Consider the following 13706-nt stretch of genomic DNA (forward strand, 5'->3'; position numbering starts at 1 on the left):
GCATGAGTAAATTCTGGAGCCCATTCGTCAAGGACCTGGTGCCTTACGTGCCGGGCGAGCAACCCAAGCTGACCAAACTGGTCAAGCTCAACACCAACGAAAACCCCTATGGCCCATCGCCCAAGGCCCTGGCCGCGATGCAGGCCGAGCTGGGCGATACGTTGCGCCTGTACCCGGACCCCAACAGCGACCTGCTCAAGCAAGCCGTCGCCCGCTACTACGGCGTGCAGGGCAACCAGGTATTCCTGGGCAACGGCTCGGATGAAGTGCTGGCGCACATCTTCCACGGCTTGTTGCAGCACGACTTGCCGCTGCTGTTCCCGGACATCAGCTACAGCTTCTACCCGGTCTACTGCGGCCTCTACGGCATCCACTTCGATGCAGTGCCGTTGGATGAGCAGTTCCAGATCGACCCGGCGGATTACGCACGGCCCAACGGCGGGATCATTTTCCCCAACCCGAACGCGCCCACCGGTTGCCTGCTGGCGCTGGAGGCGGTTGAGCAGATCCTCAAGGCCAACCCGGCCTCGGTGGTGGTGGTCGACGAGGCGTACATCGATTTCGGCGGCGAGACGGCCATCAGCCTGGTGGATCGCTACCCGAACCTGTTGGTCACCCAGACCCTGTCCAAGTCCCGCTCCCTGGCGGGCCTGCGGGTGGGCCTGGCGGTAGGCCATGCGGATTTGATCGAGGCGCTGGAGCGGGTCAAGAACAGCTTCAACTCCTATCCGCTTGATCGCCTGGCCAATGTCGGCGGCGCAGCGGCGTTCGACGACCGCGAGTACTTCGCCAAGACTTGCCGGTTGGTCATCGACAGCCGCGAAGCACTGGTGGGCCAGCTCAAGGCCAAGGGCTTCGAGGTGCTGCCCTCGGCCGCGAACTTCATCTTTGCCCGCCACCCGCAGCACGACGCAGCCGCCCTGGCGGCCAAGTTGCGCGAGCAGGGCGTGATCGTGCGCCACTTCAAGCAGCAGCGCATCGACCAATTCCTGCGCATCAGCATCGGCACGCCCGAGCAGAATCAGGCGTTGGTCGAAGGGGTGGGGGAGCTTTAAGCCTCAGCCGGATTTCCAGGCGTAGGCTTGTGTGGGAGCGGGCTTGCCCGCCCCCACATGAGTATTGCGGCTTACTCTTCTTCTTTCACCGGCGCCACGGCCGGCGGTGGGCGCAGGCCGATTTCGGCGGTGAGCTTGAGCTCCTGGCCGTTGCGCATCACCTGGATGCGGACCTTGTCCGTCGGCTTGATCCGCGCCACCTGGTTCATCGAGCGGCGGCCATCGCCGGCCGGTTCGCCGTCGATGCTCAGGATCACATCACCCAGTTGCAAACCGGCCTTCTGCGCCGGGCCGTCCCGGAAAATCCCTGCCACCACAATGCCCGGGCGCCCGGAGAGGCCAAAGGATTCCGCCAGTTCCTGGGACAGCGGCTGCACCTCGATGCCCAGCCAGCCACGGATCACCTGGCCGTGCTCGATGATCGACTTCATCACCTCCATGGCCAGTTTCACCGGGATGGCGAAGCCGATGCCCTGGGAGCCGCCGGACTTGGAGAAAATCGCGGTGTTGATGCCGGTCAGGTTGCCGTTGGCATCCACCAGGGCGCCGCCGGAGTTGCCGGGGTTGATCGCCGCATCGGTCTGGATGAAGTCTTCGTAGTTGTTCAGGCCCAACTGGTTGCGCCCGGTGGCGCTGATAATGCCCATGGTTACGGTCTGGCCAACGCCGAAGGGGTTGCCGATGGCCAGGGTCACGTCGCCGATGCGGATGTTGTCCGAGCGGCCGATGGTGATCGAGGGCAGGTTCTTGAGGTCGATCTTCAGCACCGCCAGGTCGGTTTCCGGGTCGCTGCCGATCACTCGAGCCAGGGTTTCGCGGCCGTCCTTGAGGGCGACGACGATCTGGTCGGCGCCGCTGGTGACGTGGTTGTTGGTCAGCAGATAGCCTTCGGGGCTCATGATGACGCCCGAGCCGAGGCTCGATTCCATGCGTTTCTGCTTGGGCGAGTTATCGCCGAAGAAGCGCCGGAACTGCGGGTCTTCAAACAGCGGGTGGGCCGGTTTGTTGACGACTTTGGTGGTGTACAGGTTGACCACGGCGGGGGCGGCGAGGGTCACGGCGTCGGCATAGGACACCGGACCCTGCTGGATAGACGTGGTTTGCGGCGCCTGTTGCAGGTTGACGTCCAGGCTGGGCAGGCCGACCCACTGCGGGTAACGCTGGATAATCAGCAACGCGATAAGCACGCCGGCCAACAGCGGCCAGCCAAAGAAACGCAGCGCCTTGAGCATTAAGCAAGTCCTGAGAGGTTACGAAGGGCCATGGACGGCCCATAATGTCGCGCATTATAGAGGCGCGCGTGCGGCTCTGAACGGGATATTTAGGAGTCTTTTATGGCCGTCGCCCTGAGCACCCTGGTACAAGAAGCGGATCGTTATCTGGGCAGTTCGAAAATTGCCGACTATTGCCCCAACGGCCTGCAGGTCGAGGGCCGCCCGCAGGTGATGCGCATCGTCAGCGGCGTCACCGCCAGCCAGGCGCTGCTGGATGCGGCGGTAGAGGCCAAAGCCGACTTGGTGCTGGTCCACCACGGTTATTTCTGGAAGGGCGAAAACCCCTGCATCACCGGTATGAAGCAGCGCCGCCTCAAGACCCTGCTCAAGCACGACATCAGCCTGCTGGCCTACCACCTGCCGCTGGACTTGCACCCCGAGGTGGGCAACAACGTGCAACTGGCCCGGCAACTGGACATCACCGTCGAAGGCCCGCTGGACCCGGACAACCTCAAGGTCGTGGGGCTGGTGGGTTCCCTGGCCGAGCCCCTTACCGCACGCGATTTCGCCCGCCGCGTGCAGGGCGCCATGGGCCGCGAGCCCTTGCTCATCGAAGGCAGCGAGATGATCCGCCGGGTCGGCTGGTGCACCGGCGGCGGCCAGGGCTACATCGACCAGGCTGTCGTGGCCGGCGTTGACCTCTACCTGAGCGGCGAGGCCAGCGAGCAGACGTTCCACAGTGCGCGGGAAAACAACATCAGCTTCATTGCCGCCGGCCACCACGCCACCGAACGCTACGGCGTTCAGGCGTTGGGCGACTACCTGGCGCGGCGCTTTGCCCTTGAGCACCTGTTCATCGATTGCCCGAACCCGATCTGAGCCCTGCACGCGATCCCCGTAGCAGGCGGGCGCCAAGGCCAAACGAGCAGGCATATTCATATACCGTTTCGATCTAGTTGGCGCCCTCTATAGAATCAGGCGCTGTGCTAGCATGCCCCGCTCGAACACGGCCCGCTGGCCGTCCATAAGATCGTTTTCGTGAGTAGCCATGGTCGACAAACTGACGCATCTGAAACAGCTGGAGGCCGAAAGCATCCACATCATCCGCGAGGTCGCCGCCGAGTTCGATAACCCGGTGATGCTCTACTCGATCGGTAAAGATTCCGCCGTGATGCTGCACCTGGCGCGCAAGGCCTTCTTCCCGGGCAAGCTGCCCTTTCCGGTGATGCACGTCGATACCCAGTGGAAATTCCAGGAGATGTACAGGTTCCGCGACCGCATGGTCGAAGAGCTGGGCCTGGAGCTGATTACCCACGTCAACCCCGACGGCGTGGCGCAAGGGATCAACCCCTTCACCCACGGCAGCGCCAAGCACACCGACATCATGAAAACCGAGGGCCTCAAGCAGGCCCTGGATAAGTACGGTTTCGACGCCGCTTTCGGCGGTGCGCGCCGCGATGAAGAGAAATCCCGCGCCAAAGAGCGCGTGTACTCGTTCCGCGACAGCAAGCACCGCTGGGACCCGAAAAACCAGCGCCCGGAGCTGTGGAACGTCTACAACGGCAACGTCAACAAGGGCGAGTCGATCCGCGTGTTCCCCCTGTCCAACTGGACCGAGCTGGATATCTGGCAGTACATCTACCTCGAAGGCATCCCGATCGTGCCGCTGTACTTTGCCGCCGAGCGCGAAGTGATCGAGAAAAACGGCACGCTCATCATGATCGACGACGAGCGCATCCTCGAGCACCTCTCCGACGAGGACAAAGCCCGCATCGTCAAAAAGAAAGTGCGTTTCCGCACCCTCGGCTGCTACCCGCTGACGGGCGCGGTGGAGTCCGAAGCCGAGACGCTGACGGACATCATCCAGGAAATGCTCCTGACGCGAACTTCCGAGCGCCAGGGCCGTGTCATCGACCACGATGGCGCAGGCTCCATGGAAGACAAAAAACGGCAGGGGTACTTTTAAGCTTCGAGTTACAAGCCTCAAGCTGCAAGTGAAGGGCGGTATGCGTCATCTTGCAGCCTGGTGCTAGCAGCCGGTCGTTGCGAGCCGCGTTTGAGTGACTCGTAATGGATTTCGAGAAGTTGGTTGTTTGGCAGAGAAGCACGTGTCTAGCGGTGAGAGTTTACTGAGAGTTTGCTCAATGCAGGGATCTTGGTTTCAAGGACCAAATCACTCGCTCAGCACTTTCGGTGCCTTCCAATATTGCTGAAGGAATGGAGCGTCGCAGTGCCAAAGAAAAGGTACGTTTTCTCTGGATTGCGAAGGCCTCTTGTGGAGAGTTACGAACTCAGACTTTCATCGGCAGTGACATCGCTTACATCGCCCAACCACTGGCTGATAACTGGATTGCAGAAACCCGGGAGCTCTCAAAAATGCTCTGCGGCCTGATTAACAAAATTTCTGACTAGCTGTACGCCGACAAGCTTGCCGCTTGAAGCTCACAGCTTGGAGCTTGAACGTAATGAGCCATCAATCTGATTTGATTAGCGAGGACATCCTCGCCTACCTGGGCCAGCACGAACGCAAGGAAATGCTGCGCTTTCTGACCTGTGGCAACGTTGACGACGGCAAGAGCACGCTGATCGGGCGTTTGCTGCACGACTCCAAGATGATCTACGAAGATCATCTGGAAGCCATCACCCGAGACTCGAAAAAAGTCGGTACCACTGGTGACGATATCGACTTGGCGTTGCTGGTGGACGGTTTGCAGGCCGAGCGTGAGCAGGGCATCACCATCGATGTGGCCTACCGCTATTTCTCTACCGCCAAGCGCAAATTCATCATCGCTGACACCCCCGGCCATGAGCAGTACACCCGCAACATGGCCACCGGTGCGTCCACCTGTGACCTGGCGATTATCCTGGTGGACGCCCGCTACGGCGTGCAGACCCAGACCCGCCGCCACAGCTTTATCGCCTCGTTGTTGGGCATCAAGCACATCGTGGTCGCAATCAACAAAATGGACCTCAACGGTTTCGACGAGAGCATTTTCGAGTCGATCAAGGCCGATTACCTGAAGTTCGCCGAAGGTATCGCCTTCAAGCCGAGCACCTTGGCCTTCGTTCCGATGTCGGCGCTCAAGGGCGACAACGTGGTGAACAAGAGCGAGCGCTCGCCTTGGTACACCGGGCAGTCGCTGATGGAGATCCTCGAGACCGTCGAGATCGCCAACGACCGCAACTACACCGACCTGCGTTTCCCGGTGCAGTACGTCAACCGTCCGAACCTGAACTTCCGTGGTTTCGCCGGCACCCTCGCCAGCGGCATCGTGCACAAGGGCGACGAAGTGGTGGTGCTGCCGTCGGGCAAGAGCAGCCGCGTCAAATCCATCGTCACCTTCGAAGGTGAGCTGGAGCACGCCGGCCCGGGCCAAGCCGTGACCCTGACCATGGAAGACGAGATCGACATCTCCCGTGGCGACCTGCTGGTGCATGCCGACAACGTGCCGCAAGTCACTGACGCCTTCGACGCCATGCTGGTGTGGATGGCCGAAGAGCCGATGCTGCCGGGCAAGAAATACGACATCAAGCGCGCCACCAGTTATGTGCCGGGCTCGATCACCAGCATCGTCCACCGCGTGGACGTCAACACCCTGGCCGAAGGCCCGGCCAGTGCGTTGCAGTTGAACGAAATCGGCCGGGTCAAGATCAGCCTGGACGCCGCCATCGCCCTGGACGGTTACGCCAGCAACCGCACCACTGGCTCGTTCATCGTCATCGATCGCCTGACCAACGGCACCGTCGCCGCCGGCATGATTATCGCCGCGCCCCTGGCCCACGGCAGCGTAAGCCACCACGGCAAACTGGCCCACGTGGCCACCGAAGAGCGCGCCCAGCGCTTCGGCCAGCAACCGGCCACCGTGCTGTTCAGCGGCTTGTCGGGCGCCGGTAAAAGCACCCTGGCCTATGCGGTAGAGCGCAAGTTGTTCGACATGGGCCGGGCGGTGTTTGTGCTCGATGGCCAGAACCTGCGCCACGACCTGAACAAGGGCTTGCCCCAGGACCGCGCCGGGCGCACCGAGAACTGGCGCCGTGCGGCCCATGTCGCACGTCAGTTCAACGAAGCCGGCCTGCTGACCCTGGCCGCGTTCGTCGCCCCGGATGCCGAAGGCCGCGAACAGGCCAAGGCGCTGATCGGCAACGAGCGCCTGCTCACCGTGTACGTCCAGGCCTCGCCTGCGGTGTGCGCCGAGCGTGACCCGCAGGGCCTGTATGCGGCGGGTGGCGACAACATCCCGGGTGAATCCTTCCCCTACGATGTGCCGCTCAATGCCGACCTGGTGATCGACACCCAGGCGTTGTCGTTGGACGACAGCGTCAAGCAGGTGCTCGAACTGTTGCGTCAGCGTGGGGCGATCTAAGAGGGACGCAGCGGTAAGTGGTTAGCTGCAAGCGGTAAGTGAAAAGCCCGCCACCGAGTGATCGGTGGCGGGCTTTTTGGTGGGGTGTGGGAGCGAGCCTGCTCGCGATGGCGCCCTTACAGGCGCCTCAAGGCTTGGCGGGATACTGGTGATGCAATCGCTCCAGCAACGCGTCCTTCTCTTCCCATAAGCGGTTGATCCATTGCTGGAACTGCAACCGGTACTCGCCGTCCTGTTCGTAGTTCTTGCCGATGAACTCGGGCGGGATCTGCACTTCCTCGAAATGCACCACCACCTCCTTGACGTTACCGCACAGCAAATCCCAATAGCCGGGGCGCCCACCGGGGTAGTGGATGGTCACGTTGACGATGGATTGGAGCTGTTCGCCCATGGAGTCCAGAACAAAGGCGATACCGCCGGCCTTGGGCTTGAGCAGGTAGCGGAACGGCGACTGCTGCTGGGCATGCTTGCTGGGGGTGAAGCGCGTGCCCTCGGCGAAGTTGAACATGCCCACCGGGTTATTGCGGAACTTGGCGCAGGTCTTGCGCGTGGTTTCCAGGTCCTTGCCCTTTTTTTCCGGGTGTTTTTCCAGGTAGGCCTTGGAGTAACGCTTCATGAACGGAAAGCCCAGGGCCCACCAGGCCAGGCCGATCACCGGGACCCAGATCAGCTCTTGCTTGAGGAAGAACTTCAGCGGGCGGATGCGGCGGTTGAGCACGTACTGCAGCACCATGATGTCGACCCAGCTCTGGTGGTTGCTGGTAATCAGGTACGAGTGCTGGTAGTCCAGGCCCTGCAACCCCTCTAGGTGCCAGCGGGTGCGGCATACCAGGTCCATCCAGGCTTTGTTGTTGCTGATCCAGGCTTCGTGGGTGTGGCTCATCAGCCACGCGGTGAAGCGTTGCGTGAGGGCGAACGGCAGCACCTTGAAGATCGCCACGCAGAACAGGAACGAGCACAGCAGGATCGTGTTCAGCGCCAGTAAGAGCGAGGCGATCACCCCGCGCACGGGGGCAGGCAGAAATTCCAGCATTTAGGCATCCATAGGTCGGTTGGCCGCTTGAATCGCGGTGAGGGCGATGGTGTACACGATGTCATCGACTTGCGCGCCGCGGGGCAGGTCGTTCACCGGTTTGCGCAGGCCTTGCAGCATCGGCCCCAGGCTGACGCAATCGGCGCTGCGCTGCACCGCCTTGTGGGTGGTGTTGCCGGTGTTGAGGTCGGGGAACACGAACACCGTGGCCTTGCCCGCCACCAGGCTGTTGGGCGCCAGTTGCCGGGCGACGTGTTCATTGGCGGCGGCGTCGTATTGCAGGGGGCCGTCGATCAGCAGGGTGCTTTGCGCCTCGTGGGCCAGCAGGGTGGCTTCGCGGACTTTCTCCACTTCCTCGCCACTGGCCGACTCACCGCTGGAATAGCTAATCATCGCCACCCGCGGGGTGATGCCGAACGCGGCGGCAGAGTCGGCACTTTGCAGGGCGATTTCCGCCAGTTCCGTGGCGCTGGGGTGGGGGTTCATCACGCAGTCGCCGTACACCAGCACCTGGTCGGGGAACAGCATGAAGAACACCGACGACACCAGGGTACAGCCAGGCGCGGTCTTAATCAGTTGCAGGGCCGGGCGAATGGTATTGGCGGTGGAGTGGATGACCCCGGACACCAAGCCGTCCACCTCATCGAGCGCCAGCATCATGGTGCCGATTACCACGGTGTCCTCCAGTTGCTGCTCGGCCATGGGGGCGTTCAGGCTTTTGGTTTTGCGCAGGGCCACCATAGGCTCGACGTAGCGCTCGCGAATCAGGTCCGGGTCGAGAATTTCCAGGCCTTCGGGCAGTTCGATGCCCTGGGCACGGGCCACGGCTTGCACATCCTCAGGTTTAGCCAGCAGCACGCAACGGGCTATGCCACGGGCCTGGCAAATGGCCGCGGCTTGTACGGTCAGCGGGTCGCTGCCCTCGGGCAACACGATGCGCTTGTTAGCGAGCTGGGCGCGCTGGATCAACTGGTAGCGGAACACCGCCGGGGTGAGGCGCATTTCCCGCGGGGTGCCGCAGCGCTGGTGCAGCCATTTGGCGTCCAGGTGGCTGGCGACGAAGTCGGTGATGATCTGCGCACGTTCGCGGTCATCGATGGGGATTTCCTTGTTTAAACCGTTCAACTGGTTGGCGGTGTCGTAGGAACCGGTGCTCACCGACAACACCGGCAACCCGGCCTGCAACGCGCCACGGCACAGGTCCATGATGCGCGGGTCGGGCAGGGTATCGCTGGTCAGCAGCAGGCCGGCCAGGGGCACGCCGTTGATCGCCGCGAGGCTGACGGCGAGGATGATGTCGTCGCGGTCCCCCGGGGTCACCACCAGCACGCCGGGCTTGAGCAGCTCCACGGTGTTGCGCATGGTGCGCGCGCAAATGATGATTTTGCTCATGCGCCGGGTTTCGTAGTCCCCGGCGTTGAGCACCTGGGCGCCCAACAGGTCGGCCACGTCGCGGGTGCGCGGGGCATTAAGTTCGGGTTGGAACGGAATGCAGCCCAGCAGGCGGAAATCGCCACTGCGCAGCAACGGCGAATGTTCCTTCAGGCGCGCGGCGAAGGCCTCCATGCTTTCGTCGGTTTTCACCTTATTGAGGATCACCCCCAACACTTTCGGGTCTTTCGGCCCGCCGAACAGTTGGGCCTGCAACTCCACGCGCCCGGAGAGTTCGGTGAGCACTTCGTTTTCCGGGGCCGAAACCAGGATCACCTCGGCATCCAGGCTCTTGGCCAGGTGCAGGTTGACCCGTGCGGCATAGCTGGCGCTGCGGGTCGGCACCATGCCTTCGACCACCAGCACGTCCTTGCCCACGGCCGCTTGCTGGTAAAGGGTGATGATTTCTTCCAGCAGCTCATCGAGCTGGCCATCGCCCAGCATCCGCTCGACATGGGCCAGGCCCAGGGGCTGCGGCGGTTTCAGGCCGTGGGTGCGGGCCACCAGTTCGGTGGAGCGCTCCGGGCCAGTGTCGCCTGGGTGGGGCTGGGCGATGGGTTTGAAGAAGCCGACTTTCAGCCCGGCCCGTTCGAGGGTGCGCACCAGCCCGAGGCTGATGGAGGTCAGGCCCACGCCAAAATCGGTGGGTGCGATAAAAAAAGTTTGCATGCGGATTCTCGGAAGTTGCATGGCGGGCGCTGGCCTATAACTGGCCATTTGCCGGGTATCAGGCGCTAAGGTTATCGCTAACCGGGCCTTGAGCACACCAACCGCAGTCAAAGGGCTGGCCTATTTTTGCCTGGCGCGCGTGCGCATCCTCGACCCAGGCCCGCGATTGCCAGGGCGGTTGGTGGCGCAGGTGCTGGCTATGGCCGCACGACAGCAGCGCAACCCAGTGGCCATCTTCGTCCTGATGAAAACCGCTGACCGTACTGCCCCCTGGCATCGGCCGTTTGTCCGGGTTGTGGTCGCTTTCGCTCGTTTGCTTCGCTAAACTTGCCCGTTCTTCATTCTTATGCAAAAGGTCTCGCCCCATGCTGATCGCCGCCAATAAGGCTGTCTCCATCGACTATACCCTGACCAACGACGCTGGTGAGGTCATCGACAGCTCAGCCGGCGGCGCGCCGCTGGTCTACCTGCAAGGCGCAGGCAACATCATCCCGGGCCTGGAAAAAGCCCTCGATGGCAAGAGCGTCGGTGATGAACTGACCGTGGCCGTTGAACCTGAAGATGCCTACGGCGAATACGCTGCCGAACTGGTCAGCACCCTGAGCCGCAGCATGTTCGAAGGCGTCGACGAGCTGGAAGTGGGCATGCAGTTCCACGCGTCGGCACCGGATGGCCAGATGCAGATCGTCACCATCCGCGACCTGGACGGCGACGACGTGACCGTTGACGGCAACCACCCATTGGCCGGCCAGCGTTTGACCTTCCAGGTCAAGATCGTTGATATCCGTGATGCCAGCGAAGAAGAAATCGCCCATGGTCACGTGCATGGCGAAGGCGGTCATCACCACTGATTTTGTGGGCTAAGCTCACTGATCTGGAAAGGCGCCCGAGGGCGCCTTTTTAGTCGGTGGCAGTTGGCGATGGTGAACGCTGTCGGCAGGTTTCAAGAAAACACGGGAATTTTGGAGTTCGCCATGAGTGCTTTTCACGACCTTAATCTCACCGCCCTGGACGGCAAGGCCCTTCCTCTGACGCCGCTCAAGGGGCAAGTCGTGCTGGTGGTCAACGTCGCCTCCAAGTGCGGGTTGACGCCTCAGTACGCAGCGCTGGAAAACCTCTACCAGCAATTCAAGGGCCAGGGTTTCAGTGTGCTGGGCGTGCCGTGCAACCAGTTTGCCGGGCAGGAGCCGGGCACGGGCCAAGAGATCCAGGATTTCTGCAGCCTCAACTACGGCGTGAGCTTCCCGCTGGCCGGCAAGCTGGACGTTAACGGGCCGGAACGCCATCAGCTGTATCGCCTGCTGGCGGGCGAGGGCGCGGAGTTTCCGGGGGACATCACCTGGAACTTCGAGAAATTCCTCGTCGGCAAGGACGGCCGCGTCTTGGCGCGTTTCTCGCCGCGCACCGCACCGGATGATGTGAGCGTGGTGCAGGCCATCGAAAAAGCCCTGGCCTGATGGCGTGCACGGCGGGAGGCGGCGCGCTCGCGCCGAACCTCGCCTGCGCTTACTTGTAGGCTTCTACCCCTTAATCACCGGAATCAATAGTGCTGTTCAGTGCTGTGATGGCTCCATATTATTGCCGTCATAAAATCCTGTGCGTGCGGAGAATGCGATGCCTGTCCAAGCCTTGTTCAAACCCTTTCAGCTCGGCTCCCTGGAGCTGCCGACCCGCGTGGTGATGGCGCCCATGACCCGTTCGTTCTCGCCCGGCGGCGTGCCCAATTCCAAAGTTATCGAGTACTACCGCCGCCGCGCCGCGGCCGGCGTGGGCCTCATCATTACCGAGGGCACTACCGTTGGGCACAAGGCCTCCAACGGCTACCCGAACGTGCCGCATTTCTATGGCGACGCGGCCCTGGCCGGGTGGAAGAAAGTCGTGGACGCGGTGCACGCCGAGGGCGGCAAGATCGTTCCGCAGTTGTGGCACGTGGGCAGCGTGCGTCGCATCGGCACCGAGCCGGACGCCAGCGTGCCGGCCTATGGCCCGATGGAAAAACTCAAGGACGGCCAGGTGGTGGTCCACGGCATGACGAAGCAAGACATCCAGGACGTGATCGGCGCCTTCGCCCAGGCCGCCAAGGATGCCCAGAGCATCGGCATGGACGGCGTGGAAATCCACGGCGCCCATGGTTACCTGGTGGACCAGTTCTTCTGGGAGGGCAGCAACCAGCGCACCGACGAATACGGTGGCAACCTGGCCAATCGCTCGCGTTTTGCCATTGAACTGATTCAGGCCGTGCGTGCGGCGGTCGGTAAGGATTTCCCGATCATCCTGCGGTTTTCCCAGTGGAAGCAGCAGGATTACACCGCTCGCCTGGTGCAAACCCCCGAGGCGCTGGCGGAGTTTCTCCAGCCGTTGTCCGACGCCGGGGTGGATATTTTCCACTGCTCGACGCGGCGGTTCTGGGAGCCGGAATTCGAAGGCTCTGACCTCAACCTGGCCGGTTGGACCCGGCAACTGACCGGCAAACCGACCATCACCGTGGGCAGCGTGGGCCTGGACGGCGAATTCCTGCAATTTATGGTCAACACCGACAAAGTCGCCCAACCGGCGAGCCTGGAAAAACTCCTGGAACGCCTGAACAACGACGAGTTCGACCTGGTAGCCGTGGGCCGCGCCCTGCTGGTGGACCCGGACTGGGCTGTGAAAGTGCGCGAAGGCCGCGAGCAGGACATCCTGCCGTTCAGCCGCGAAGCCCTGATGAGCCTGGTTTAAGGGCGTCCGGGGTGGCGTTCCCCGCGCCACCCTCAAGGGCCGCCACACCCTTGGCCGACGCACTCGCCGCGCGCAAATACCCTTCCAACTGTTCGATCACTGCCGGCCAGCCTTGGCGGCCGGCGTGTTGCCGGGCATTGAGGCGCACTCGGCGCAGGCTTTCGCGCTCTTCCAGCAACCAGGCCGCCGCATCGCAGAACGCCGCCTCGTCGCCGGGCATCGCCAGCACGCCGTTGTAGCCGTGGCGAATATGCTGGGCGGCGGCAGCCTGGTCATACGCCACCACACCCAGGCCTGAAGCCAGGGCTTCGAGCACGACGTTGCCGAAGGTCTCGGTGAGGCTGGGGAACAAAAATACGTCCCCCGAGGCGTAGTGCTCGGCCAGTGCCTCGCCGCATTGCGCACCACAGAACACGGCATCGGGCAGGTCTTTTTCCAGCGAGCCACGCTGCGGCCCATCGCCCACCAGGATCAACCTCATGGGCCGCTGTGGATAACTGCTGCACAGGGTCGCGAAGCAGCGTTGCAGCAGGCCGAGGTTTTTTTCCGGGGCCAGGCGCCCGATGTAAATCACCGCGATATCGTCGTTCTCCAGGCCCCACTGGCGGCGCAGCTCATCGCGGCGTTTGGCCGGGTTGAACAGGTGGCTGTCCACACCGCGAGTAAGCAGGGCCAAACGCTCGAAGTGGCGCCGTGCCAACTCCAGGTGTTGGCTGAGGCTGGGCACCAGGGTCAGGTGCGAGCGGTTGTGGAACCCGCGCAGGTAGTGGGTCAGCAGGCGGCTCAGTGGCCCCAGGCCATACAGGCGCGAATACTGCTGGAAATTGGTATGAAAGCCGCTGACCACCGCTATCCCCAGGCGCCGCGCCGCGCGTAGGGCCGACAGCCCCAGCGGGCCTTCGGTGGCGATGTACAGCACATCCGGGCGTTGGCGTTTCCAGCGGCGCAGCAGCTTGTGCATCGACGATTGCCCCCACTGCAATCCCGGGTAACCCGGCAGCGGCCAGCCCCGGCAGAGCATGAGGAGCTCGTCGTTGGGGCGGTTGTGGTCAGCGGGTTGGCGCGGGCGGACCAACTCAATGCGATGACCGCGCGCGCGCAAGCCATCGCAGAAGTGGGCCAGGGTGCTGGCCACGCCGTTGATTTCCGGGGGGAAGGTTTCGGTAACCAGGGTGATGCGTAGGGCGGCTGTCATGGCCTGAGTGTCACCCCGGGCCATGTC

The 13706-nt window shown here is 62.7% G+C and carries 12 protein-coding genes and 1 pseudogene; 8 read left to right on the forward strand and 5 right to left on the reverse strand.

Features of this window, described 5'->3' with window-relative positions:
- Positions 1-2: 2 nt before the first annotated feature.
- Positions 3-1055 carry a histidinol-phosphate transaminase gene (gene hisC, locus CKW13_RS06900; protein ID WP_095107846.1) on the forward strand — a complete coding sequence of 351 codons (1053 nt, stop codon included), beginning with the start codon at positions 3-5 and terminating at the stop codon, positions 1053-1055.
- Positions 1056-1126: 71 nt separating this feature from the next.
- Here the strand turns inward: hisC and algW are convergent, their stop codons facing one another.
- Positions 1127-2287, reverse strand: coding sequence for a Do family serine endopeptidase AlgW (algW, locus tag CKW13_RS06905; RefSeq protein WP_095107847.1), 1161 nt, complete (start codon positions 2285-2287; stop codon positions 1127-1129).
- Between the two features lie 102 nt (positions 2288-2389).
- Here algW and CKW13_RS06910 point away from each other — a divergent pair, with 102 nt between their 5' ends.
- From CKW13_RS06910 to cysN, 4 genes and pseudogenes are all read left to right on the forward strand, one after another.
- Positions 2390-3148: a Nif3-like dinuclear metal center hexameric protein gene (locus tag CKW13_RS06910; protein WP_095107848.1), complete on the forward strand. Its 759-nt coding sequence runs from the start codon at positions 2390-2392 to the stop codon at positions 3146-3148.
- Positions 3149-3317: 169 nt separating this feature from the next.
- Positions 3318-4235: a sulfate adenylyltransferase subunit CysD gene (gene cysD, locus CKW13_RS06915; RefSeq protein WP_095107849.1), complete on the forward strand. Its 918-nt coding sequence runs from the start codon at positions 3318-3320 to the stop codon at positions 4233-4235.
- 104 nt (positions 4236-4339) lie between these two features.
- Positions 4340-4681: pseudogene (locus CKW13_RS06920) on the forward strand (four helix bundle protein).
- Positions 4682-4734: 53 nt separating this feature from the next.
- Positions 4735-6633, forward strand: coding sequence for a sulfate adenylyltransferase subunit CysN (cysN, locus tag CKW13_RS06925; RefSeq protein ID WP_095107850.1), 1899 nt, complete (start codon positions 4735-4737; stop codon positions 6631-6633).
- Between the two features lie 127 nt (positions 6634-6760).
- Here cysN and CKW13_RS06930 read toward each other — a convergent pair whose 3' ends face one another.
- The 3 genes from CKW13_RS06930 to CKW13_RS06940 are packed head-to-tail and all read right to left on the reverse strand — an operon-like array spanning position 6761 to position 10163.
- Positions 6761-7666 (reverse strand): acyltransferase, encoded by a 906-nt coding sequence (locus tag CKW13_RS06930; protein ID WP_095107851.1) that lies wholly within the window; start codon positions 7664-7666, stop codon positions 6761-6763.
- Positions 7667-9766, reverse strand: coding sequence for a phosphate acetyltransferase (gene pta, locus CKW13_RS06935; RefSeq protein WP_095107852.1), 2100 nt, complete (start codon positions 9764-9766; stop codon positions 7667-7669).
- Between the two features lie 58 nt (positions 9767-9824).
- The gene (locus tag CKW13_RS06940) at positions 9825-10163 is read right to left on the reverse strand and encodes a DUF3565 domain-containing protein (protein ID WP_095107853.1); all 339 of its coding nucleotides are present in this window, start codon (positions 10161-10163) and stop codon (positions 9825-9827) included.
- Here CKW13_RS06940 and CKW13_RS06945 point away from each other — a divergent pair.
- The 3 genes from CKW13_RS06945 (at position 10132) to CKW13_RS06955 (ending at position 12484) form a co-directional block, all read left to right on the forward strand.
- Entirely contained in the window at positions 10132-10617 is a 486-nt protein-coding gene (locus tag CKW13_RS06945; protein WP_095107854.1) for a peptidylprolyl isomerase, read from the forward strand. The two genes, CKW13_RS06940 and CKW13_RS06945, sit on opposite strands and share 32 nt — an antisense overlap.
- Before the next feature lie 123 nt (positions 10618-10740).
- Entirely contained in the window at positions 10741-11223 is a 483-nt protein-coding gene (locus CKW13_RS06950; RefSeq protein WP_095107855.1) for a glutathione peroxidase, read from the forward strand.
- A 157-nt stretch (positions 11224-11380) separates the two neighbouring features.
- Complete coding sequence (locus CKW13_RS06955) at positions 11381-12484, forward strand: NADH:flavin oxidoreductase (RefSeq protein WP_095107856.1); 1104 nt, start codon at positions 11381-11383, stop codon at positions 12482-12484.
- On the opposite strand, the gene CKW13_RS06960 is transcribed toward CKW13_RS06955, so the two are convergent.
- On the reverse strand, positions 12453-13703 hold the full coding sequence (locus CKW13_RS06960; protein ID WP_095107857.1) for a glycosyltransferase family 1 protein: 1251 nt from the start codon (positions 13701-13703) through the stop codon (positions 12453-12455). The genes CKW13_RS06955 and CKW13_RS06960 overlap by 32 nt on opposite strands.
- Positions 13704-13706 lie beyond the last annotated feature (3 nt).

The organism is Pseudomonas sp. Irchel 3E20, from assembly GCF_900187645.1.
Taxonomy (GTDB): domain Bacteria; phylum Pseudomonadota; class Gammaproteobacteria; order Pseudomonadales; family Pseudomonadaceae; genus Aquipseudomonas.